The 20,178-nt window shown below is 66.2% G+C and carries 21 protein-coding genes; 11 read left to right on the top strand and 10 right to left on the bottom strand.

The features are described 5' to 3' along the window. Positions 1 to 247: 247 nt before the first annotated feature. Both AB1Z25_RS21585 and AB1Z25_RS21580 read left to right on the top strand, forming a co-directional pair. Positions 248 to 1,285 carry a type IV pilus twitching motility protein PilT gene (locus tag AB1Z25_RS21585; RefSeq protein WP_043589321.1) on the top strand — a complete coding sequence of 346 codons (1,038 nt, stop codon included), beginning with the start codon at positions 248 to 250 and terminating at the stop codon, positions 1,283 to 1,285. A gap of 46 nt (positions 1,286 to 1,331) precedes the next feature. Further along, a complete protein-coding gene (locus AB1Z25_RS21580) occupies positions 1,332 to 2,468 on the top strand; it encodes a PilT/PilU family type 4a pilus ATPase (protein ID WP_048412756.1) in 1,137 nt (378 codons plus the stop codon). Positions 2,469 to 2,609: 141 nt separating this feature from the next. On the opposite strand, the gene AB1Z25_RS21575 is transcribed toward AB1Z25_RS21580, so the two are convergent. After that, positions 2,610 to 3,197, bottom strand: a complete 588-nt coding sequence (locus tag AB1Z25_RS21575) for a TetR/AcrR family transcriptional regulator (protein WP_107801222.1) — start codon at positions 3,195 to 3,197, stop codon at positions 2,610 to 2,612. Positions 3,198 to 3,531: 334 nt separating this feature from the next. Between AB1Z25_RS21575 and AB1Z25_RS21570 the strand changes: the two genes are divergently transcribed. Then, entirely contained in the window at positions 3,532 to 5,448 is a 1,917-nt protein-coding gene (locus tag AB1Z25_RS21570) for a sensor domain-containing diguanylate cyclase (protein WP_227105725.1), read from the top strand. A gap of 52 nt (positions 5,449 to 5,500) precedes the next feature. Further along, positions 5,501 to 6,208 carry a pseudouridine synthase gene (locus AB1Z25_RS21565; RefSeq protein WP_107802064.1) on the top strand — a complete coding sequence of 236 codons (708 nt, stop codon included), beginning with the start codon at positions 5,501 to 5,503 and terminating at the stop codon, positions 6,206 to 6,208. Positions 6,209 to 6,659: 451 nt separating this feature from the next. Here the strand turns inward: AB1Z25_RS21565 and fepB are convergent, their stop codons facing one another. Beyond that, entirely contained in the window at positions 6,660 to 7,667 is a 1,008-nt protein-coding gene (gene fepB, locus AB1Z25_RS21560) for a Fe2+-enterobactin ABC transporter substrate-binding protein (protein ID WP_486636140.1), read from the bottom strand. 106 nt (positions 7,668 to 7,773) lie between these two features. Continuing rightward, entirely contained in the window at positions 7,774 to 8,595 is an 822-nt protein-coding gene (locus AB1Z25_RS21555; RefSeq protein ID WP_107801213.1) for a M949_RS01915 family surface polysaccharide biosynthesis protein, read from the bottom strand. A 335-nt stretch (positions 8,596 to 8,930) separates the two neighbouring features. Between AB1Z25_RS21555 and AB1Z25_RS21550 the strand changes: the two genes are divergently transcribed. Further along, positions 8,931 to 9,932, top strand: a complete 1,002-nt coding sequence (locus AB1Z25_RS21550; protein ID WP_486636139.1) for an extracellular catalytic domain type 2 short-chain-length polyhydroxyalkanoate depolymerase — start codon at positions 8,931 to 8,933, stop codon at positions 9,930 to 9,932. 18 nt (positions 9,933 to 9,950) lie between these two features. Here AB1Z25_RS21550 and AB1Z25_RS21545 read toward each other — a convergent pair whose 3' ends face one another. Next, positions 9,951 to 10,838, bottom strand: coding sequence for a LysR family transcriptional regulator (locus AB1Z25_RS21545; RefSeq protein WP_227105717.1), 888 nt, complete (start codon positions 10,836 to 10,838; stop codon positions 9,951 to 9,953). A 118-nt stretch (positions 10,839 to 10,956) separates the two neighbouring features. Between AB1Z25_RS21545 and AB1Z25_RS21540 the strand changes: the two genes are divergently transcribed. Beyond that, positions 10,957 to 12,156 (top strand): MFS transporter, encoded by a 1,200-nt coding sequence (locus tag AB1Z25_RS21540; protein ID WP_486636138.1) that lies wholly within the window; start codon positions 10,957 to 10,959, stop codon positions 12,154 to 12,156. Here the strand turns inward: AB1Z25_RS21540 and AB1Z25_RS21535 are convergent. Beyond that, positions 12,111 to 12,890 (bottom strand): EAL domain-containing protein, encoded by a 780-nt coding sequence (locus tag AB1Z25_RS21535; protein WP_107801210.1) that lies wholly within the window; start codon positions 12,888 to 12,890, stop codon positions 12,111 to 12,113. The genes AB1Z25_RS21540 and AB1Z25_RS21535 overlap by 46 nt on opposite strands. Before the next feature lie 42 nt (positions 12,891 to 12,932). On the opposite strand from AB1Z25_RS21535, the gene AB1Z25_RS21530 reads away from it, so the two are divergent. Then, a complete protein-coding gene (locus AB1Z25_RS21530; RefSeq protein WP_486636137.1) occupies positions 12,933 to 13,118 on the top strand; it encodes a hypothetical protein in 186 nt (61 codons plus the stop codon). A 145-nt stretch (positions 13,119 to 13,263) separates the two neighbouring features. Further along, the gene (locus AB1Z25_RS21525; RefSeq protein WP_107801209.1) at positions 13,264 to 13,884 is read left to right on the top strand and encodes a tetratricopeptide repeat protein; all 621 of its coding nucleotides are present in this window, start codon (positions 13,264 to 13,266) and stop codon (positions 13,882 to 13,884) included. 23 nt (positions 13,885 to 13,907) lie between these two features. Here the strand turns inward: AB1Z25_RS21525 and AB1Z25_RS21520 are convergent, their stop codons facing one another. After that, positions 13,908 to 14,327 (bottom strand): hypothetical protein, encoded by a 420-nt coding sequence (locus tag AB1Z25_RS21520; RefSeq protein ID WP_043589344.1) that lies wholly within the window; start codon positions 14,325 to 14,327, stop codon positions 13,908 to 13,910. A 203-nt stretch (positions 14,328 to 14,530) separates the two neighbouring features. Between AB1Z25_RS21520 and AB1Z25_RS21515 the strand changes: the two genes are divergently transcribed. After that, a complete protein-coding gene (locus AB1Z25_RS21515) occupies positions 14,531 to 15,106 on the top strand; it encodes a YqiA/YcfP family alpha/beta fold hydrolase (RefSeq protein WP_474454997.1) in 576 nt (191 codons plus the stop codon). Positions 15,107 to 15,192: 86 nt separating this feature from the next. Continuing rightward, positions 15,193 to 16,167: a quinone oxidoreductase family protein gene (locus AB1Z25_RS21510; RefSeq protein ID WP_107801207.1), complete on the top strand. Its 975-nt coding sequence runs from the start codon at positions 15,193 to 15,195 to the stop codon at positions 16,165 to 16,167. A gap of 131 nt (positions 16,168 to 16,298) precedes the next feature. On the opposite strand, the gene AB1Z25_RS21505 is transcribed toward AB1Z25_RS21510, so the two are convergent. From AB1Z25_RS21505 to AB1Z25_RS21495, 3 genes are read right to left on the bottom strand one after another with little or no spacing between them, the layout of a single operon-like run. Continuing rightward, positions 16,299 to 17,012, bottom strand: a complete 714-nt coding sequence (locus AB1Z25_RS21505; protein WP_486636136.1) for a helix-turn-helix transcriptional regulator — start codon at positions 17,010 to 17,012, stop codon at positions 16,299 to 16,301. Beyond that, a complete protein-coding gene (locus tag AB1Z25_RS21500) occupies positions 17,013 to 17,465 on the bottom strand; it encodes an EVE domain-containing protein (protein ID WP_486636135.1) in 453 nt (150 codons plus the stop codon). Then, positions 17,462 to 17,830, bottom strand: a complete 369-nt coding sequence (locus AB1Z25_RS21495; protein ID WP_107801204.1) for a VOC family protein — start codon at positions 17,828 to 17,830, stop codon at positions 17,462 to 17,464. The genes AB1Z25_RS21500 and AB1Z25_RS21495 overlap by 4 nt, the downstream gene beginning before the upstream one ends. Before the next feature lie 302 nt (positions 17,831 to 18,132). Between AB1Z25_RS21495 and AB1Z25_RS21490 the strand changes: the two genes are divergently transcribed. Next, on the top strand, positions 18,133 to 18,858 hold the full coding sequence (locus AB1Z25_RS21490) for an MgtC/SapB family protein (RefSeq protein ID WP_019103569.1): 726 nt from the start codon (positions 18,133 to 18,135) through the stop codon (positions 18,856 to 18,858). A gap of 209 nt (positions 18,859 to 19,067) precedes the next feature. On the opposite strand, the gene AB1Z25_RS21485 is transcribed toward AB1Z25_RS21490, so the two are convergent. After that, positions 19,068 to 20,162, bottom strand: a complete 1,095-nt coding sequence (locus AB1Z25_RS21485) for a pyridoxal phosphate-dependent aminotransferase (RefSeq protein ID WP_107801203.1) — start codon at positions 20,160 to 20,162, stop codon at positions 19,068 to 19,070. Positions 20,163 to 20,178: the final 16 nt, after the last annotated feature.

Genomic DNA, 20,178 nt, shown 5'->3' with positions numbered 1-20,178 from the left:
GCGGGCGGTGAGGCTTGTTGCCCGGGTTTGGGGTTTCTACAAAGAATCATGGCCGCGCATCATTAATAATATGGGGTGACGGCGATATCCCAAATGGCTGAGTTGAGCTTACAATCAGCGCCAGAGCCGGAAATGCCGGGGTCTCGTTCGGGCGCGTCGCCGACGCGGGCGGTTCTTCATTATTTTTCAAGTGGTCGCCTGGCGGCTGAAACCATGGCGGCGGCGCAGTCATCGTGGAGATTATATTATGGAAATTTCGGAGCTCTTGGCCTTTACGGTCAAGAACAAGGCGTCCGACCTGCACCTGTCCGCCGGGCTGCCGCCGATGATCCGGGTGAACGGCGACATCCGCCGCATCAACCTGCCGCCGATGGATCACCATGACGTGCACGACATGGTGTACGACATCATGAACGATTACCAGCGCAAAATCTTCGAAGACACCTTCGAGTGCGACTTTTCCTTCGACCTGCCCGGCATCGCCCGTTTCCGCGTCAACTCCTTCGTGCAGAACCGCGGCATGGGGGCGGTGTTCCGGGTGATTCCGTCCAAGGTGCTGTCGCTGGAGCAGCTGGGCGCGCCCAAGATCTTCCAGGAAATCGCCGCCTTTCCGCGCGGGCTGGTGCTGGTGACCGGCCCCACCGGCTCAGGCAAGTCCACCACGCTGGCGGCGATGATTGATTTCATCAACGACAACCACTTCTCCCATATCCTGACCGTGGAGGATCCGATCGAGTTCGTCCACGACAGTAAGAAGTGCCTGATCAACCAGCGCGAGCTGGGCTTGCAGACCCACAGCTTCGCCAATGCGCTGAAGTCCGCCCTGCGCGAAGACCCGGACGTGATCCTGGTGGGCGAATTGCGCGATCTGGAAACCATACGCCTGGCGCTGACCGCGGCGGAAACCGGCCACCTGGTGTTCGGCACCCTGCACACCAGCTCCGCCGCCAAGACCATAGACCGTATCGTCGACGTGTTCCCGGCCGGGGAAAAGGAGATGGTGCGTTCGATGCTGTCCGAATCGGTGCGCGCGGTGATCGCCCAGACCCTGCTCAAGACCAAGGACGGCAGCGGGCGGGTGGCCGCGCATGAAATCATGCTGGGCACCCCGGCGATCCGCAACCTGATCCGCGAAAACAAGATCGCCCAGATCAACTCCATGATCCAGACCGGTCAGCAGCACGGCATGCAGACGCTGGACCAGTGTCTACAGGAGCTGGTGCGGCGCAATATGGTGTCGCCGGCGGACGCCAGACAAAAGGCCGCCAACAAGGATCAATTCTGAGCGGGCGCTGCGCTACACTAGAAACGGCGACCCGCGGGACCTCATCATGGAAAAAGACCAGGCTTCCAAGTTCATACTGGATCTGCTGAAGCACGCCACCGGCAAGAACGCCTCCGATGTCTTCATCGCCGCCGATTTCCCTCCGGCGATGAAGATAGACGGCAAGATCACTCCGGTGGCGCCGCAGCCCCTGTCCGCCCAGCACACCAAGGAATTGGTGCGCGCGGTGATGAACGACCGGCAGACCGAGGAGTTCGAAACCAAGAAGGAGGCCAACTTCGCGATCAATCCGCCGGGCCTGGGGCGCTTCCGCGTCAGCGCCTATGTGCAGCAGGGCCACGCCGGCATGGTGTTGCGCAAGATCAACACCGAAATCCCCACTTTCGACCAGCTCAACCTGCCGCTGGTCTTGCGCGACATCGCGCTGATCAAGCGCGGGCTGGTGATCTTCGTCGGCGGCACCGGCTCGGGCAAATCCACCTCGCTGGCCGCGCTGGTGGACTGGCGCAACAGCCACAACCACGACCACATCATCACCATTGAGGATCCGATCGAATACGTGCACCAGCACAAAAAGTCCATCATCACCCAGCGCGAGGTGGGCGTGGACACCGATGATTGGGACATCGCTTTGAAGAACACCCTGCGCCAGGCGCCGGACGTGATCCTGATGGGCGAGATCCGCGACCGCGAAACCATGGGCTACGGCTTGCAGTTCGCCGAAACCGGCCACCTGTGCCTGGCCACGCTGCACGCCAACAACGCCAACCAGGCGCTGGACCGCATCCTCAACTTCTTCCCCGAGGAGCGTCATCAACAGGTCTTGATGGATTTGTCGCTGAATATGCGTTCCATCATTTCCCAGCGGCTGGTGCCGATCAAAAGCGGCCGCGGCCGGGTGGCGGCGGTGGAAATCCTGCTCAACAGCCCGCTGGTGTCCGACATGATCTTCAAGGGCGAAATCGCCGGTCTGAAGGAAGTGATGGGCCGCTCGCGCGAGACCGGCATGCAGACCTTCGACCAGTCCTTGTTCGAGCTGTACGAGGCAGATCTGATCAGCTACGAGGACGCTCTGCGCAACGCCGACTCCATCAACGATCTGCGGCTGAAGATCAAGCTTTACAGCGAAGGCTCCAAGTCCAGGGACCCGCTGGAAGGCATTGACCACCTCGACATCGTCTAAAAAGGTCGTTTCCTGTCTGCTGCGCTGCGCGAGATCTCGCGCGGCGGCTAGGCCTCAGCACGCTCACGCGCCGCGCGCTCCTTCCGTTTCTTCCGCCGCAAGGTCTTGTCTCGCGCTTGTCCGCGAGGTTTTGAACGGGTTCTACGCCCGGGCTTGCAGGGCCAGCGCCGCCGCTGCGGTTTTCAGCAGCCGGTCGGACAGCGTCTCGTCCGAGATGGCGCGGGACAGCAGCAAGGCGCCCACCATCAGGGCCAGGCAGGCTTCGGGCGCCAGCGCCGGCCGCGAGCCGGCCGCCGTGTCGCATTGTTGCGCCTGGCGCAGCGTGTGCAGCAGCGCCTGCAAGCCTTCGGAAAACGCCTGGCGCGTGGCTTTGTCGTGGCGGGCCAGCTCCCCGGCCAGCGCGGCGGCGGCGCAGCCGGAGTCCGGAAAGTCGCGGTGCGCCGCGCTCAGATAATCCTTGGCCAGCCGTTTCAGCCCGGCGCCGTTGGGCGCCTGCTCCAGTTGGGCCTGCCAAATCTCGTTCATGTCCAGCAGCGCCTGGCGACAGGATTGCGCCACCAGATCGTCCTTGCTGTGGAAGTGGGCGTAGAAACCACCGTGGGTCAGTCCCAGATCGGCCATCAGATTGGCGATGCCGACATTGGCCACGCCTTCGGCTCGAAAACGCAGCGAGGCCATGGTCAGGATCCGTTGACGGGTTTCGGTCTTGTGAGTTGAGCTGTAGCGCATCGTTGACCTTCCTGTTCGGCTAGAGGGTGGCGCAACGCAATGACGAAGCGGTGATTCCGTTTTAGATGATAGCTATCATTTATTCAATCGCGATGTGAATCAGCAAGATAGCCCGCCCGCCCCCTGCGTGCGTGGCAGTCAAGAAAGCCAAGGAATGACGGCGGAATTTATCCAATATATCTATATTGACTAAAAAGCGGCGTTTCCCGCCTTGCTCCCCGTTCCGGGGACGGCCCGGAACACCGGTCGCGCTCAAGCCGGCGCGCGGGGGACGGATGGTTTCCCCCATTCGCCGGCCGTCGCGGCTGTGCGCTGAGGGAGGGTGGAGACAAGCATGCAGCGATGGAGGGATGCCGCCGCGGGCTTTTGGGCGGCCGCATGGCGGCAGCTGAGCGTGGCCGCGGCCTATTGGGGCTTGGCGCGGCTATTGATGGCCGGCTTCATGAATGCGGAAACCTGGCTGACGCCGGCCTGGTTTCCGGCCGGCCTGGCGATGGCGGTCGCCTTGCGCGGCGGCCAGCGCTACGGCATGGGGCTGGCGGCGGGATCTTTGCTGTTTAGCCTCTTGTCGCGCCAGTTGCCGCTGGCGGACGCCTTGTTGATCGCCGGCGCCAATACGGTGGGCAGCTTGTTGGGCGCCTTGCTGGTGCGCTACCGCTGCGGCCGGCGCCTGCCCTTGCACAGCCTGTCCTATGTCCAGGCCTTCATCGCCGGCGCGGCGCTGGCCGCGGCCGTCGCCGCCATGGGCGGCACGGCGGCCCTGCTGCATGGCCAGCCGCAACTCTTATTGCCGCTGGGCCGTCACTTCATCGCCTGGTGGCTGGCGGACCTGGCCGGCATTTTCAGCCTGACGCCCTGTCTGCTGCTGTTGAGGCGCGCGGTGACAGGCGAAGGCCACGGCGGCCTCGGCTCGCTGGACGGTTTGACCGCCTGGCTGACCTTGCTGGTCGCCGGCCTGGCCATGCTGGGCATAGACGACAGCACCGGACGTTATGCCGCCCTGCCTTATTGCTTCAGCCTGCCTCTGCTGTGGTTCGCGTTTCGCCAGCGCTTGCGGCTGGCCCATGGCCTGTCGCTGGGGATTTTGCTGCTGGCTCTGGCCGGCGGCGTGTCCGGCCACGGCGCTTTCGGGCACGGCGAGCAGGCATTGCTGACTCTCAGCATGCTGATGCTGATCCAGACCACCACCTTGCTGGTGTTCGGCGCGCTGGCGGTGGATCTGCGACGCACCGAGGCCAGGCTGCGCGGGGTCAACCGCCAATTGGAGGGCAAGGTCCGCGCCCGCACCCGCGAACTGGCGGACAGCGAGGCGCGCTTGCGCCTGATGGCCGACGCCGCGCCCTTTCCCTTGGCGATGAACCGTTTGCAGGGCGGCGAGCTGATCTACGCCAATGCCCGCGCCGAGGAGTTGTTCCGCGAACGTCTGGCGCCCGGGCGGCCGCTGCGGGTGCAGGACTTCTACGTGGATCCAGCCGAGCGCGAGCGCGTGTCCGCGCTGCTGCGCGTAGGCGGTTGCGTGCGCGACCGCGAAGTGCGGCTGCGCGCCGCCGACGGCCGGGAGTTCTGGGCGCTGATCTCCTGTTCCGTGGTGAGGGCCGACGACGGCTGGTTTGTGATCAACGGCGTCAACGACATCAGCGAGCGCAAACAGCTGGAGCAGGATTTGCTGCAGGCCAACCAGGCGCTGCGCCAGAATCTGAATGAAATAGAACTGCTGCAGCAGGGCTTGCGCGAGCAAGCGTTGCGCGATCCGCTGACCGGCCTGTTCAACCGCCGTCATCTGGACGATATTCTGCCGCGCATCCTCAGCCATATGCTGGCGGTGCACAGGGACGTGGCGGTGTTGATGGTCGACGCCGATCATTTCAAGCAGATCAACGACCGGTATGGCCACCCTTGCGGCGACGCGGTGCTGACGGCGCTGGCGGCGCATCTGAGCGACGCCTTCCGCAGCGGAGACATCGTTTGCCGCTACGGCGGCGAAGAGTTCTTCATCCTGCTGCCCGGCGCGTCGCTGAACGACGCCTACGCCAAGGCGCGCCAGCTGTGCCACGATGTGCGCGTTCTGCCCATCGTGGCCGGCGGGCACGATATCCGCGTCACCTTGTCGGTGGGGCTGGCGCTGTGCCCGCTGCACGGCACCGACGCCGGCAGCGTGGTGGCCGCCGCCGACGCGGCCTTGTACCGCGCCAAGAAGGAAGGGCGCGACCGGGTGTGCGTGGCGGATCCCATGCGTCCGCTGGTGTCCTGACGCTCCGGCTTGGAGGCCTGGCGCGTCGGGGGCGGTGTGCTACCATCCGCTGATGGAACTTTACCGACTACTGCAACAACAAGGCTTTGGCGGCCGCAAGGAATGCCGGCAGCTGATCGACTACGGCCTGGTCGAACTCAATGGCGAGATCGTCGACAACTACCGTCAGCAGGTGGAACTGGCCGATATCCGGCAACTGGTGGTGGACGACAAGCCCTGGGACGTGGTGACCGGGCCGCTCTACTTGCTGTTCCACAAGCCCCCCAATTACGAAACCTCGCACAAGCCGCAGCACAATCCCGGCATTTATCGGCTGCTGCCTTATCAGTTCGGCAATCTGGGCATCACCGCCGTGGGCCGGCTGGACGTGGACACCACCGGCCTGATCCTGCTGACCAACGACGGCCAGTTCGTGCACGCGCTCAGCTCGCCCAAGAAGCTGGTGCCCAAGTGCTACCAGGTGACGCTGAAACACGCGGCCAGCGAGGAGTTCATCGCCAAGCTGCAAAGCGGGGTTTATCTGAACGACGAAGGCGCGGAGTTCGCCGCCGACAGCATAGAGCGGCTGGACAGCCATGTGATTCTGCTGACCATCACCCAGGGCAAGTATCACCAGGTCAAACGCATGGTGGCGGCGGCCAGCAACCGGGTGGAACAGCTGCACCGCATCAGCCTGGGCAGCGTGGCGCTGGGCGAGCTGCCGCAGGGCGAATGGCGGCATCTGAGCGCGGAGGAGCTGGCCAGCCTGGGTTGGTCGTGAATCATCCCGCTTGGCGGCAATAAGCGCCGCATGCCGAACAGGCCGCCTTTCAAGGCGGCCTTTTTTTGTCGCGCGGCGCGGCGCCGTGCGCCGGCATGGCCGCTCATCAAGTTGATCGCGGCATGGAATGCATTGAAGTGCCCCGAGGCGCGTCTGCGCCCGGGGCTTTTTTGCGCCTGACAAGCGGCGCTTGTGGTGGGAGCCTCCTGATTTGGCCGTGATTTCAGATGGGGGGCTAAATAGGCTTTGCTATCGATGCTTTTCCATCGATTGCCATTAATGTAATTTATTTAATGAATAACATTGTTTATTTACTTAAAAAAATTACACGGCTCCGTCATGGGAAGGTGGCTCATGGAGAAGGCGGCGCCGGATGGCGGCGATCAATGTGAAAACAGGCCCGCGCCGTGTCGGGCGCGAGCCTGTCGGGAAGGAAGCCGGCAGCTGCCGGCTATTGGAATTGCCGCGCCAGCCGCGCCAGCAGATTGCGCGAGCTGTAGTAATCCAGGCGGAAGGTGTCGAAGCCGGCGGCGTAGACCTGCTTGCCGCGCACCGCGGCGTTGCCGGCCAGGAAGGGATTGGCCAGCACCTTGGGCACGCTGGGCGCGTCGGCGTTGAACAGCAGGATGCTGTTGCCGCGCAGCCCTTCGGCGAATTTCTCGCCGGACAGCTGCACGATGTCGCGGCGCACGCCCTGGCTGGTGTTGCCCTTGACGCTGTCCGGCGCGGTGGCGAGCGTAAAGCCCAGCGCTTGCAGCAGCTTGCCCTGGGCCGATTCCGGCGTCCAAAGATTGGCCCCGGAACCGTCCTCGCTGTACACCATGGCGGCGGTGGGCTGCGGCGGCAGCTTCAGCTTGCTTTTCAACTGCACGACTTCGGCGTCGAAACGGGCGATCACCGCCTGGGCGTCGGCCTCGCGGCCGCTGGCGCGTCCCAGCAGCGTCGCCAGCTCCTGCCAGCTCTTGTCGTCGTAATTGACCACCAGAGTCGGCGCCATCTGGCTTAATTGCTCGTACAGCTTCAGCGCGGAGTCGCCGCCGGTGCCGGCCATCACGATCAGGTCCGGCTGGGCGGCGATGATGGCTTCGGCATTGGGCTCGCCCTGGTAAAGCGGCTGCACGCCCCGTTGCTTGGCCACGGCCCCCCATTGGGTGAAGAAGCCCTGGCCGTCGGTGACTTTGGAATTGGCGGCGCTGCCGCCGCTGGCCACTACCGGGGCGTTGATGGCGAGCAGGGTGCCGGTCAGGGTCACGCTGGTGGACACGATGCGCAGCGGCGGCCGCTCCAGCGTCAACGGACCCTTGGGCGTGCTCAAGGTGCGCGGCCACTGGCCGGCGGCGGCGACGGAGGCGTCGGCGCTTTGTTCAGGCGCGCCGCAGGCGCTCAAGGCCAGAGCGAGGCCGGCGCTCAGCCATAAGCGCAGCGCGGCGCGGCGCGGGCGGGAAAAATCGGAAGCCATGAAAATCCTTAGGATAGACGCGGGTGGTGGCTCCGATTTTATTGCAAACAAGAATTATTATCATAATTACCGAAGGGCAGGTTTGCGAGGGCCGCAAGCCGCGCGCTCATTCCTGTTGTTGCTTGAGCCAGTTGTCTTCCTGATGCCGCATCAGCGCGAACCACTGCTGGCGCATGTGGCGGGCAAAAGCCGGCGGCGCTGCGGCGAAGTCGTTTTCGTCGGTGTAACAGCCGGGCAGATAGGGCGGTTCGAAGTCTTTCTCCCAGCCCTTGGCCTGCAGCGCCCGCTGGCCCTGCGGGCTGCAGTCCTCGGGCAGCGGCAGTCCGGTCAGGTGGCCGCTGTCCGGGTCCAGCCAGCGCACGCCCTGGCGATCCAGGCCGCGCAGGCCGTATTTGGCTTTGCCGGCGTGAAGAATCAGCTTGTAGTCGTTGGGGCTGACGTCGCTGGCGCAAGCGCTGCGATAGCCGACCACCGTTTCCAGCGCGCCGTCGCGGTTGAGGTCCGGAAAAGCAATGGAGGCCAGATCGAAGGTCGCGCTGGCGTCGAACTCGCAGCGCGTCACGCCGTCGCTGAGCATCCACTGCCGTCGCGGCCTATCCTGGCCCAGCGTGTATTGCGCGGCGTAGAGCGTCGCGCTCTGCGCGCCGTCGGCGCCGCGCGCTTCCTGTCGCTCCGCCAGCACCAGCACGTGCTCGCCGGCGCTGTCCGTCCAGCCGTAGGCGGCGGTCAGCTTGCCGCGCAGCTCGACGCCGGCCGGCACGGCGCTCAGGCGTCGCACTTGGCCGGCGACGGACGGCGCGCTGGCGGTGTCGGCCGGCTCGGCGGCGGGCGGAGGCGGCTGGGGTTTGCAGGCGGCGAGCGTCAGCGTCAGGCCGAGCAACAGCGAGACGCGCAGGCCGGCGGTGCGGGGAGCGGGGAGCGGGGGCATGCCGTTCTTCTTGTCATTGATGAAACTGGAATAGTACGGAATACCAGCGACGCGGAACAGCTCCGGCGGCAGAGAGGGGTTGGGGGTAGGGCGGGAACTGACCGATTTGCCGACGATTCATGACATTGGGGTGATTTTTGCCGGCTGGGGACGCCATAATCCAGGCGGGAGCGCGATCCTCGCGCGATACCGCAGTCTGTTCAAAGTCTCGCGAGCGAAGGCGAAGCAGCCGAGCACGCGGAACGCTCGTGGCTCATGGGCGTTTCAAAGCCGCGCTCGCCGTGTCGCGTTTGACGACGCGGGACGGACAGGGAACGGGTCTTTAAGGAGGGCTTATGTTGAAACCTGCTTGGTGGTGGGCTGGGGCGCTGGCGTTGACGCTGGCGCAGATGGCGGCGGCGGAGCCGCTGCCGGCGTATCGCGGCGACGCGCGGCAGTCTTCGGTGTCCGGTCTGTCGTCCGGCGCCTTCATGGCGGTGCAGTATCAGGTGGCGTTTTCCGCCTCGGTGCGAGGCGTCGGCGTAGTGGCGGGCGGGCCTTACTATTGTTCCAAGGGCATGCTGGCGGGCGCGCCGGCCTGCATGAGCGGTCCGCCGCCGGCGGTGGGTGGCCTGGTGCTGGCGACGCAGCAGTTCGCGCTGGCGGGACAGATCGATCCCTTGTCCAACCTGGCCAAGCGCCGCGTCTATCTGTTCAGCGGCAGCCAGGACAATACCGTCAAGACGGCGGTGGTGGACAGCGCCGAGCGTTATTTCCGCAAGCTGGGGGTGCCGGCGGCGAGCATCGACTACCTGCGCAGCCTGCCGGCCGGCCATGCCCAGATCACGCCGGCTTACGGCAATGACTGCGGCGAGACCAAGTCGCCTTACGTCAACCATTGCGACTGGAAGGGCGAAGGCTACGACCAGGCCGGCGCTATCCTGACGCAAATCTACGGCCCCTTGCAGCCGCGCGCCGGCCAATTGAGCAGCCAGGTGTCCGCTTTCAACCAGAAGCCGTACGCGCCGCCGGGCAGCAGCCTGGCCGACGAGGGCTATGTCTATGTGCCGCGCGCCTGCGCCGAGGGCGAATCCTGCAAGGTGCATGTGGCGCTGCACGGTTGCCGCCAGTACGCGGGCGTGGTCGGCGACGCTTTCTACGGCCATGCCGGCTACAACGAATGGGCGGACAGCAATCGCATCATCGTGTTGTATCCGCAGACCACGGCGATGCCGCCGGGCAACCCGAACGGCTGCTGGGACTGGTTCGGCTATACCGGCGTGAATTTCGCCTGGAAGAACGGGGTGCAGATGCGGGCGATCAAGGCGATGGCGGACCGGCTGGTGTCGGCGCCCTGAGCCAGAGTCCGGCGGGGTTCAGCCGCCGGGGAAGCCGCGTTTGGCGAAGAAGTCGATGAAGGCGCGCAGCCGCGGCGGCGGATAGGGCGAACCGGGCCATAGCAGATAAAGGACGCCGCTGCGCTCGGCCCAGGCTTCCGGCAGCGCCCGCAGCCGTCCGTCCGCCAGTTGGCGGCGCACGGTGAAGTCCGGCAGGCAGGCGATGCCGGCGCCTTGCTCCGCCAGCTGGATCAGCGCGTCGCCGGTATTGGCGCAGGCATGGACCGGCAGCGCCGGCGCGTCTTCATCCTGGCCGGCCAGCGGCCACGGCGCCAGTTTGCCGCTGCGCGGATAGCGGTAATGCAGGCAGCGGTGCTTCGTCAGATCCATCGGCGACGCCGGCTCGCCGCAGCGGGCGAAGTAGGCCGGCGCGGCCACCAGCCGCATGCGGTAAGCGCCCAGCCGCCGCGCGCTCAAGCGCGAGTCTCCCGGTTCGCCGCCGCGAATCACCACATCGAAGCCTTCGCCTATCACGTCCACCAGCCGGTCGCTGTAGTCCAGATCCAGTTCGATCTCCGGATAGTCTTGCATGAAGGCGGCCAGCAGCGGGGCCAGCACGCCGCATTCGTGCGGCAGGCCCACCTTCAGCCGGCCGCGCGGCGCGGCCTGCTCTTGTTGCAACTCGCGCTCCGCCGTTTCCACTTCGTCCAGAATGCGCAGGCAACGTTGCAGGTATTGCTCGCCGGCCGGGGTCAAGGTCAGCCGCCGGGTGCTGCGTTGAACCAGACGCGCGCCCAAGCGCGCCTCCAGCCGCGCCAGGCCTTTGCCGGCGGCCGAGGCGGAAATGCCCAGTTGCCGTCCGGCGGCCACCAGGCTGCCTTGTTGGGCGATGTGGGCGAACAGCTCGATGCCGCTCATTTTTTCCATGGTTTGCCCCGAAATTACGGAATACAGTTCCGTTATGTATGGAATTGAAGACTATTTTTCCGTATCGCCAAGGAATCTAGCATAAGCCCTCGTTCATGTGCGATACGGGAGAAGCGGGATGACAGGCAAGAGCGGCGAGTCGGCGATGCCGGCGACGGTGTATCTGTTGGGCTTATGCATTTTTGCGATGGCGACGTCGGAATTCATGGTGGCGGGGATGATGCCGTCGTTGGCGGCGGCCCTGGGCGTCGGCTTGCCGGCGGTGGGCAATCTGGTATCGGCCTTCGCCGCCAGCGTGGTCCTGGGCGGGCCGGCGCTGACTTGGCTGCTGCGTTCGGCGCGGCGCAAGCACAGCTTGATCGGTCTGTTGCTGTTGTTCCTGGCCGGGCAGGCTTTGGGCGCGCTGGCCGGCGATTACCGGCAGATGCTGTGGTCGCGGCTGATCTGCGGCGTGGCGCAATCGGCTTTCTTCGGCGTGGCCCTGGCCTTGGCGGCGGAACTGGTGGGCGAACACCGGGTGGCGCGCGCCGCCGCGCTGGTGCTCAACGGCCTGATGCTGGCTTCGGTGGCCGGCCTGCCGCTGGCGGCCTGGGTGGATCAGAGCTGGGGCTGGCGTGTGAGCTTTTGGCTGGTGGCGGGCATGGTGGCGTTGGCCGCGGCGGGCATCGCCGCGCTGACGCCGTCCGGCGTCCGTCCGCAGACCTTGAGTCTGGGCGAGGAGGGCCGCCGGCTGGCGCGACCCAGCCTGTGGGCGGCTTATCTGAGCAGCGGCTTGATCATAGGCGCGGTGTTCGCCGCCTTCACTTATCTGGTGCCCTTGTTCACCCGGGTCAGCGGCTTCGCCGCTTCGACGCTGCCCTGGCTGTTCGCCGCTTACGGGCTGGCGACGGTGCTCGGCAATCTGTTCAGCGGCCGCCTGGCGGACAGCCACACCCGCGCCGTGCTGCGCGGCGGCCTGCTGGTCTTGCTGGCCGCCCTGGTGGCGTTGGCCTTGCTGGCGCAATGGCAGGCGGCGACGGCGGCGTGCGTGCTGCTATTGGGCCTGGCTGGCCTGCCGATGAATCCGGCGATGGTGGCGCGGGTGGTGCGCGCCGGCGGCAGCGGGTCTATGGTGAACAGCCTGCACATGTCGGTGGTCAATCTGGGTCTGATGCTGGGTTCCTGGGGCGGCGGCGCTTTGTTGGACGCCGGCTGGAGCCTGCGCGCGCCGGTATGGCTGGGCGCGGCGTTGGCCGCGCTGGCCTTGCTCAGCCTGTGGCTGGACCGCGCCGGTCACAGCTGGCAGGTCACCGGCAGCTCGGCCGGCTTGCCCAGGTAGAAGCCCTGGTAGAGCTCGACCCCCAGTTCCTGCATCGCCTGGTGTTGCTCGCGGGTTTCTATGCCTTCCACCGCCATGCGGCAGCCTATCTGCCAGCCCAGCTCCAGCAGCACCGGCAGCCGGTGGCGTTCGCCGGACATATAGTCCAGCAGCAGGCTGCGGTCTATCTTGATCAGGTCCGGGCACAGCGACTTGACCTTGCCGTGGCGAGCGGCCACCGCGCCGAAATCGTCCACAGACAGGCCGAAGCCGGCCTCGGCGGTCAGGCGCAGGCTGTTGATCAGCGGTTGGCCGTGGTGTTCCACCTCGTATTCCGGCAGTTCGAAAATCACGCCGCCGCTGTCCAGTTCCAGCGAGTCCAGCAGGCCTTGCAGCAGGGGAAGGTGATTGCGGCCGTGGTTGTCCACCACCGCGGTCTGGGCCAGCAGGTTCAGGCACAGGCAGCCGGATTGGCCGCTTTGCGCGAAATTGCGGATGTGGATCAGCCGCGCCAGCTGATCGGCCTCCAGCGCCAGCTCCGGCGGCAGGCCGGACAAAAAAGAGTCGGGGGACGGCGTCTGGCCGTCCTGCGTCCGCACGCGCAGCAGCGCCTCGTAGCCGAACACGCCGCCGCTGCGGTAGAACAAGGGCTGGAACACGCTGCTGAGCTGACAGCCGCCCAGACGCGCGCAATACCGGCCGTCCGCGTCGCGGTATAGCTGTCGCTCGGGATGAGGGCCTAGGGGTGGAGCCATGGTGGTTTAGTCGCGCGGGATGGACTTTCAGCATAGCAAGCATTGCGCCGGGCTACCGGCCGGCTGCTGCCTCTGCTGGAGCGCTATCCCTTGCCGCTGCACGCGGTGTACGCGGTGTTTCCCGAACGCAAGTACGTGCCGGCCAAGGCGCGCGCCTTCCTGGAGTTCATCGACAGGAAGCTGGGCGGCGAGCCGCCGCCGACAGATTTCCCGGCCGCCGCCGACTAAGAGTCTGTTCAAAGTTTCGCGAGCGAGAGCGGGACAGGGCGAACGCCGCTGAGAAAGCGGAATGCGTCAGTGGCGCATTGGCGCTTCAGCGGGCTTTGAACAGCTTCTAAGCTTTGGTGGTACGGGCCCGATGAGGAGAGGCGCGATGAAGGCGTGGGCAGGCGGGATATGGGCGGCGTGGGCGCTGGCGTCCCTGGCCGCGGACGTGGCGGGCTGGGCCAGCTATCAGCGCGGCGATTTCGCCGCCGCGCGCCGGCAGTTCGAGCAAGCGGCCCAGGCGGGCGACCGGGTGGCGGCTTTCGACCTGGCGATGATGCATTGGCGCGGCGAAGGCGGCGCGCCGGACCGGGCGCAGGGCGAGCGCTGGCTGCGCCGCGCTGCCGACGCGGGTCTGCCGCAGGCGCAGCACGCCTTGGGCGCGCTGTATGAAAGCGGCCAGCAGGTGGCCAAGTCGCAGACCGAGGCGACGCGCTGGTTCCAGTTGGCCGCGCGGCAGGATTATCTGCCGGCGGAGCTGGATCTGGGCACCCAGTACTTCTTGGGCCGCGGCGCGGCCAAGGACTACCGGCTGGCCGCGTACTGGTACGAAAAAGCCGCGCAGCAGGGCGATATGGGCGCGCAATATCTGATCGCCAGCATGTACGAGCACGGCGACGGCGTGGAGCGGGATCTGCCGGCGGCGATACGCTGGTACGCCAAGGCGGCGGCTCAGGGCGACGTCGGCGCCAGGCTCAAGGCGCTGGATCTGGCCAAGAGGGCCAAATAGGCCTCGAAACCCAGGCCGGGCTTTCAGGCGCGGGCCGGCCCGCGGCGCATCGCCGCCAGGCACTGGCAGGCGGCCTGCCAGTCCTGAACCCCGCGCAGGCCGCGCACGATGATGCCGGCCAGGGTGTCGTTGCAGGCGTCCGGGCCAAACTGCATCAGCATCTCATGCAGGGCGAAATGCAGGGAGGCGTTGTGTTGCAGCAACAAACCCACTTGTTCGTGGACGAAGCCGTCCACCGTGGCCTGGCCGTCGCGGTCCACATGCACATGGTGACGGGGGCAGAAGCCGGAACGGATCAGCGCCTGATCGGCGCGCACGTCGTCGAGAAAGGCCTGCGCGCTGTGGTGCAGAAAGCCGCAAGCCATGATCAGGCTGGCGACGGAGTAAGGCTTGGTGGTGGTGGCGTCGGCGACGAGGGCGTTGTCCGGCAGGGTGGCAAGCATTAATGTTCTCCTGTTATCTTTGTAAACCGCGCTCAATGGCATAAATCGTCGGTTTTATTATTTTTTCCGCGTTTTTGTATCATTCATGCGAATGTATTGGCAAGCCCGTCGAAAGGACGGTTGCCAGCTGCGGCTGCCAGGGTTTTTCTTGGGACGATGGCCATTTAGAATGAACTCTTTCTTTTCCGTTTGTTCCCATCCGCATGCATATTGTTTACCTGCACGGCTTCAACTCCGGTCCGCAATCGCTGAAGGCGAACGAAACCGCCGCTTATCTGCAACAGAACGCTTTCGATGCGACCCTGCATTGTCCGCAGCTGTCGCCGCATCCGGCCGAGGCGATTGAGCAGGCGTCCGCCCTGGTGGCCTCCTTGCCGGCCGACACCTTGTTGATCGGCAGCTCCCTCGGCGGGTATTACGCCACGTTTCTGGCCGAGCGTCATCAACGCCCGGCGGTGCTGATCAACCCGGCGGTGCGGCCTTACGACGACCTGGCGCGCTTCATCGGCGAACAAACCAATCCCTACACCGGCGTGGTCTATACCCTGAGCGACGCCGATATGCGGGCCTTGCTGGCGCAGCGCGTGGCGCAGCCGTCCGCGCGCCGTTACTGGCTGCTGTTGGGCAGCCGCGACGAGGTGCTGGACTGGCGCGAAGCGGCCGCGCTGTATCTGGACTGCCGTCAGACGGTGTTCAACGGCGACGACCACAGGCTTGAAGCCTGGCCGCGCGTCTTGCCGGAGGCGCTGGCCTGGGGGCGCGGGCAATTATTGGCCTGAGCATCGAAACAGTCTGTTCTGCGACAGTGTCTTGTCCGGGGGAGGGCGCTGCCGCACACTGGATTTTTTGCGCCGAGGAGGCCGCCATGACTCAAGCCATCGTTTTCTCCCATACCGGCGGGCCGGAAGTGCTGGGCCTGCAGAGCCAGACGCTGGCCGCGCCGGGACCGGGCCAGGTGCGGGTGCGTCACACCGCCATCGGCGTCAACTTCATCGACACCTATCAGCGCAGCGGCCTGTATCCGCTGCCGCTGCCGTCCGGCCTGGGCCAGGAAGCGGCGGGGGTGGTGGAGGCGCTGGGGCCGGAGGTGTCTGGCCTGGCGGTGGGCGACCGCGTCGCATACGCCGGCGGCCCGCTGGGCGCTTACAGCAGCGAACGGCTGTTGCCGGCGGCGGTGCTGGTGAAGATTCCCGACGGCATCAGCGACGAATCCGCCGCCTGCATGATGTTGCAGGGCATGACCGTGGAGTATCTGGTGCAGCGCAGCTACCCGGTGCGGCCGGGGCAGACCGTGCTGTGGCACGCCGCCGCCGGCGGCGTCGGCCAGATCGCGGTGCAGTGGCTGACGGCGCTGGGCGCCACGGTGATCGGCACCGTCGGCTCCGACGCCAAGGCCGACATCGTGCGCGGTCTGGGCTGCCAGCATGTGATCAATTACAGCCGCGAAGACGTGGTGGCCAGGGTGAGCGAGATCACCGGCGGCCAGGGCGTGCCGGTGGTTTACGATTCGGTGGGCAAGGACACTTTCCAGATCTCGCTGGCCAGCCTGAGCCCGCGCGGCATGCTGGTCAGCTTCGGCAACGCCTCCGGCGCGGTGCCGCCGTTCGCGCCGCTGGAATTGACCAGCCGCGGCTCTCTGTTCTTCACCCGGCCCAAGCTGGCCGATTACATCGCCAGCCGCGCGGAGCTGGAGGCTTCGGCCCAGGCGCTGTTCGAACGAGTGGCGGACGGCAGGATCAAGGTGGCGCCTTCGCATCGCTATCCTCTGGCCGAGGCGGCGCAGGCGCACCGCGATCTGGAAGGACGCAAGACCAGCGGCTCCATCATCTTGCTGCCTTGAGCCGGCGACGCGGCGCTTAGAGCCGCTAACAACACCTCGCAGAGAACCTGAGCCAAGGCGCGCCGACGCAGGCAGTACCCGTAGTACGACAAGGAGGCGCAACGCGGGATCAGGGGTTTTGTTAGCGGGTCTTATTCCTGATGCCAGGGTTGGAGCTGGTGTTGTTCCAGCCAGGCCAGCGCCTGGCCGCCGGCGTCCACATGGCTCAGATAGCCGGCCAGGCTGACGCCGGGCGGACAGCTCAAGTCCGTGGCGCGCCAGCTTTGCAGCCGGTCCACGCGGAAGCTGCGGTAGTCCAGGCGCAGCCCGCACCAGGCGGCCAGCAGCCAGCGGTCGCCCCAGAAGAACAGCGCCAGCGGCATCAAGGCGCGCTGGCTGCCGCGGCCGCTTTCGTCGCGGTAGTCCACCCATAGCGGCTGGCGGGAGACGATGGCGTCGCGCAGCGGCGCCAAGCGCTCGCGCGGGTAATTGCCCGACGTCGGCGCGTACAGCGGTTCCGGCGGCAGGCCGGACGAGCCCAGCACCGCGTGGATGCGGCCCAGCGCCGATTGCGCCGCCGCCGCGGTGTCGCGGTCGGCCCAGGCGGCCAGCATGCGGGCGCCCACTTCCAGCGCCGCCAGTTCGCGCGCGGAAAACGCCACCGCCGGCGGCGTGAAGCCGGCTTCCAGCCAATACCCCTCGCCGGCCTCGCCGTTGACCGGCGCGCCGCTGGCCATCAGGTCCGCCATATCGCGGTAGACGGTGCGCGGCGTCACCTCCAGCCATTCGGCCAATTGCCGGGCGGTGGTGCGGCGGCGGCCGCGCAGCAGCAAGAGGATTTGGACCAGTCGGTCGGCTCGGCGCATTCAGTCGGATTCCCGCAGCATGGATGGCGGCAGTGTCGCCCGCATTGCGCGCGCGATCAACAGGAAATCGGCGCGGCCGATTTCCAGGTGGCCAAAGCGGAAAGCGTAGCCCCAGCGCGCCGGATCCGCGATAAAGGTCAATTGGCCGAGCAGCGGCCGGATGTCGGCGTCCTCCGCCGGCCAGAAGGCGATGTCGCGCCGGTAGGGTTCGAAATCGGCGCTGACCCGGAAGGGATAGACCCGCGCGTCCGCCGCCAGGCCGACGGCGGTGAAGCGCTGGCAGGGCTCGCGCCCCTCCAGGCTCAGCACCGGCGAGTAATAGATCAGGCCGTCGCCGGCCGCCATCCGCCTGAGCGGCGCCGCCTTGCCGTGGCAGAGCTGGGCGAAGCCGCCGGCCAGGCCGCGCCGCACGTGGTCGCGGCTGGCCACGCCTATCCAGTAGCGCCGGCTCATGCGGCGCTGTGCAGGCCGATCAGATTGCCGTCCGGATCGGAAAACAGCGCGATCTGGCCCCAGTTCTCCGGCAGCGCGGTCTTGGGCTGCACCACGATGCCGCCGGCGCTCTTGATCCGTTCCAGCGTGGCGTCGAGATCGGCGCCGCCGTCCAGATAGACGCGCACGCCGTCGACATGGGGGCGGGCTTGCGGGCAGCTGAGCAGCGCGCCGCCGCAACTGTCGCCGGTTTGGGGAAACAGGGCCATGCGATTATTGTCGAAGCTCTCTTCTTGCAGCTCCACCCGCAGCGCCTGTTGATAGAAGGCGACGGCGCGCTCGAATTGGAGCACGGGAATTTCAAACCAGTGTAGAACGGGGGACATGGCACACTCCTTGAACAGGTTTTATCGAGATCCGGCCGGGAATATCCCGGCGCCGCTTCCGGGCGGGACGGAGGCGGCGTTGCGGCCTGGAGGACAGTGTGCGGCCCCCCTGCTGACAGCGTACTGTCAGCAGACATCCGCCGTCGTCAATTTTCCTGCTTGGGCCGGCGTCACGTGTGCTTCGCCGCGCAGCAATCGCCTGGTCGGACACGACCCGGTGACGCGGATGTGGCAAACTGCCTGACTGTTTCCCGGCGCGACGGGAGCGCTGTTTTTTCAATCGACCGCAGGAGGAATAAGAAGTGGAAACCTTACTGCAGTTTCTGGGCTTCAACGGGTCTGGTCTGCTGCAAACCTTGCTCAGCCTGTTGACGGCTTTCATCCTGGGCTCGGCCATTGGCTATGAGCGGCAGTTCCGTCAGCGTACCGCCGGCTTGCGAACCAATACCCTGGTGGCGGTGGGCGCGGCGGCCTTCGTCGACATGGCCTTGCAGCTGGACGGCACCGGCGGCGCGGCGCGGGTGGCGTCCTACGTGGTGTCCGGCGTCGGTTTTCTGGGCGCCGGCACCATCATGAAGGAAGGCCTGAACGTGCGCGGCTTGAACACCGCCGCCACCTTGTGGGGCTCGGCCGCGGTCGGCGCAAGCGCCGGCGCCGGCCAGATTCCGCAGGCCTTTCTGATCACGCTGTTCGTCTTGGCCAGCAACACCTTGCTGCGTCCGGTGGTGAACTCCATCAACCGCAAGCCGATCGACGACGAAACCAGCGAAGTCACTTACCAGCTATGCGTGATTTCCAGCCGTTCCGGCCAGAAGCACGCGATGGCCTTGCTCAGCGATCTGCTGGAGGAGTCCAAATACCCGGTGGGGGATCTGGACGTGGAGCCCTTCGGCGACGACGAGGTGGAGATGACCGCCACCTTGCTGTCCACCTCGGTGGAGTGGGAGGAGCTGGAGGAGATCGCCGCCAAGCTGGTGGCCCAGCCTTTCATCAGCCAGGCTTACTGGAACCCCAGCACTTCGGAGTGAGGACGGCGGGGAAAAGACCGCGCCCTGGGCCGCTAGCCGGTCCAGGGCGTTTTTTATGGGGCGGAAGAGCGGTTCAAAGTCTTGCGAGCCAGGGCGAGACAAGGCGAAAACCGCTGAGAAAGCGAAACGCGCGCGTAGCGCGTAGGCGTTTACGAAGCGGTGCTCGCCGCGCCTCGTATCACGAAGCGCAGCGTATGTTGAGCCGCTTCTTAACCTTCCGCCAGCGCCGCCATCACCTTGGCCGACAGCGCCTGCGGCTGCGCGGTGACGCGCAGCAGATGGCGCACCGCCGGATGCGGCGGCCGGTGCACGGCGATGCCGTCGGACAGCAGTTGGCGGTGAATGGCCTCGCTGCTGGCGGCGTCGCGATAGGCGATGCAGACGAAGTTGGTGTGCGAGGGCATCACCACCAGATCGCGCGCGCGCAAGGCGTCGGACAGCTTGTCGCGCAGATGGATGGTGGCGGCGATCAGCTGGCGCGAGTAGTCCGGATCGTCCAACACGATTTGAGCCGCCAGCTGGGCGAAGCTGGACAGCGCGAATTGAGGCCGTATCTGGTCCGCCTTGGCGACGATGTGCTGCGGGCCGACGGCGTAGCCCACTCGCAGGCCGGCCAGCGCATAGGCTTTGGACAAGGTGCGCAGCCGCAGCGTGTTGGGCAGCGCGCCTTGCGGCGGCGCGTCCTGCGCGTCCACGCAGAAATCGACGTAGGCCTCGTCCAGAATCAACAGCGTGGACGAGGGCAGCATTTCGCGCAGCGCCAGGATATCGTCCGCGCCCCAGTAATGGCCGCTGGGATTATCCGGGTTGGCGAGATAGAGCACGGCGGCGCGCTCGGCGCGCGCCACCTCCGCCAGCCGCGGCAGATCGGCTTGCAGCCGGTCGCCTTGCTGCTGGTAGGGCACTTCCAGGATGCGCGCGCCCACGCCTTCGGCGAAATAGCGGAAAGTGGGATAGGTGCCGGCGGTGCACACCACCGCGTCGCCGACATTACAGGCCAGGCGCAGCGCCAGCAGGATCAGGCTGTCGGCGCCGGTGTCGAACAGCACCTGGCTCGGGTCCACGCGGTTGTGGGCGGCGGCGCGCTGGCGCAGCCCGTGCGCGTAGGGGTCCGGGTAGAGCCGGGCCAGCTCCGTCATCATCTCGCCGAATTCCGCCGTCAGCGGCGAGGCCGGCTTGGCCATGCTTTCATTGGAGCCGATGCGCGCGCCGATGCGGTGACCCAAGGCCGCTTCCAGCTTGGCGATGCCGGGAAAGGGGTTGACGATGGTGTGATGTTCCAGATGACGGGCGAAGTGGGACATCGGCGGCTCCTTTATC

Source organism: Chromobacterium sp. HL1, from assembly GCF_057418835.1.
Note: the sequence above shows the minus strand (reverse complement) of the source record. Positions and strands in the feature narration are given on the sequence as shown.

Coding starts and splice junctions, on each gene's coding strand:
- AB1Z25_RS21585 (WP_043589321.1), top strand. CDS start 248: ATGGAAATTTCGGAGCTCTTGGCCTTTACGGTCAAGAACAAGGCGTCC.
- AB1Z25_RS21580 (WP_048412756.1), top strand. CDS start 1,332: ATGGAAAAAGACCAGGCTTCCAAGTTCATACTGGATCTGCTGAAGCAC.
- AB1Z25_RS21575 (WP_107801222.1), bottom strand. CDS start 3,197: ATGCGCTACAGCTCAACTCACAAGACCGAAACCCGTCAACGGATCCTG.
- AB1Z25_RS21570 (WP_227105725.1), top strand. CDS start 3,532: ATGCAGCGATGGAGGGATGCCGCCGCGGGCTTTTGGGCGGCCGCATGG.
- AB1Z25_RS21565 (WP_107802064.1), top strand. CDS start 5,501: ATGGAACTTTACCGACTACTGCAACAACAAGGCTTTGGCGGCCGCAAG.
- fepB (WP_486636140.1), bottom strand. CDS start 7,667: ATGGCTTCCGATTTTTCCCGCCCGCGCCGCGCCGCGCTGCGCTTATGG.
- AB1Z25_RS21555 (WP_107801213.1), bottom strand. CDS start 8,595: ATGCCCCCGCTCCCCGCTCCCCGCACCGCCGGCCTGCGCGTCTCGCTG.
- AB1Z25_RS21550 (WP_486636139.1), top strand. CDS start 8,931: ATGTTGAAACCTGCTTGGTGGTGGGCTGGGGCGCTGGCGTTGACGCTG.
- AB1Z25_RS21545 (WP_227105717.1), bottom strand. CDS start 10,838: ATGGAAAAAATGAGCGGCATCGAGCTGTTCGCCCACATCGCCCAACAA.
- AB1Z25_RS21540 (WP_486636138.1), top strand. CDS start 10,957: ATGACAGGCAAGAGCGGCGAGTCGGCGATGCCGGCGACGGTGTATCTG.
- AB1Z25_RS21535 (WP_107801210.1), bottom strand. CDS start 12,890: ATGGCTCCACCCCTAGGCCCTCATCCCGAGCGACAGCTATACCGCGAC.
- AB1Z25_RS21525 (WP_107801209.1), top strand. CDS start 13,264: ATGAAGGCGTGGGCAGGCGGGATATGGGCGGCGTGGGCGCTGGCGTCC.
- AB1Z25_RS21520 (WP_043589344.1), bottom strand. CDS start 14,327: ATGCTTGCCACCCTGCCGGACAACGCCCTCGTCGCCGACGCCACCACC.
- AB1Z25_RS21515 (WP_474454997.1), top strand. CDS start 14,531: ATGCATATTGTTTACCTGCACGGCTTCAACTCCGGTCCGCAATCGCTG.
- AB1Z25_RS21510 (WP_107801207.1), top strand. CDS start 15,193: ATGACTCAAGCCATCGTTTTCTCCCATACCGGCGGGCCGGAAGTGCTG.
- AB1Z25_RS21505 (WP_486636136.1), bottom strand. CDS start 17,012: ATGCGCCGAGCCGACCGACTGGTCCAAATCCTCTTGCTGCTGCGCGGC.
- AB1Z25_RS21500 (WP_486636135.1), bottom strand. CDS start 17,465: ATGAGCCGGCGCTACTGGATAGGCGTGGCCAGCCGCGACCACGTGCGG.
- AB1Z25_RS21495 (WP_107801204.1), bottom strand. CDS start 17,830: ATGTCCCCCGTTCTACACTGGTTTGAAATTCCCGTGCTCCAATTCGAG.
- AB1Z25_RS21485 (WP_107801203.1), bottom strand. CDS start 20,162: ATGTCCCACTTCGCCCGTCATCTGGAACATCACACCATCGTCAACCCC.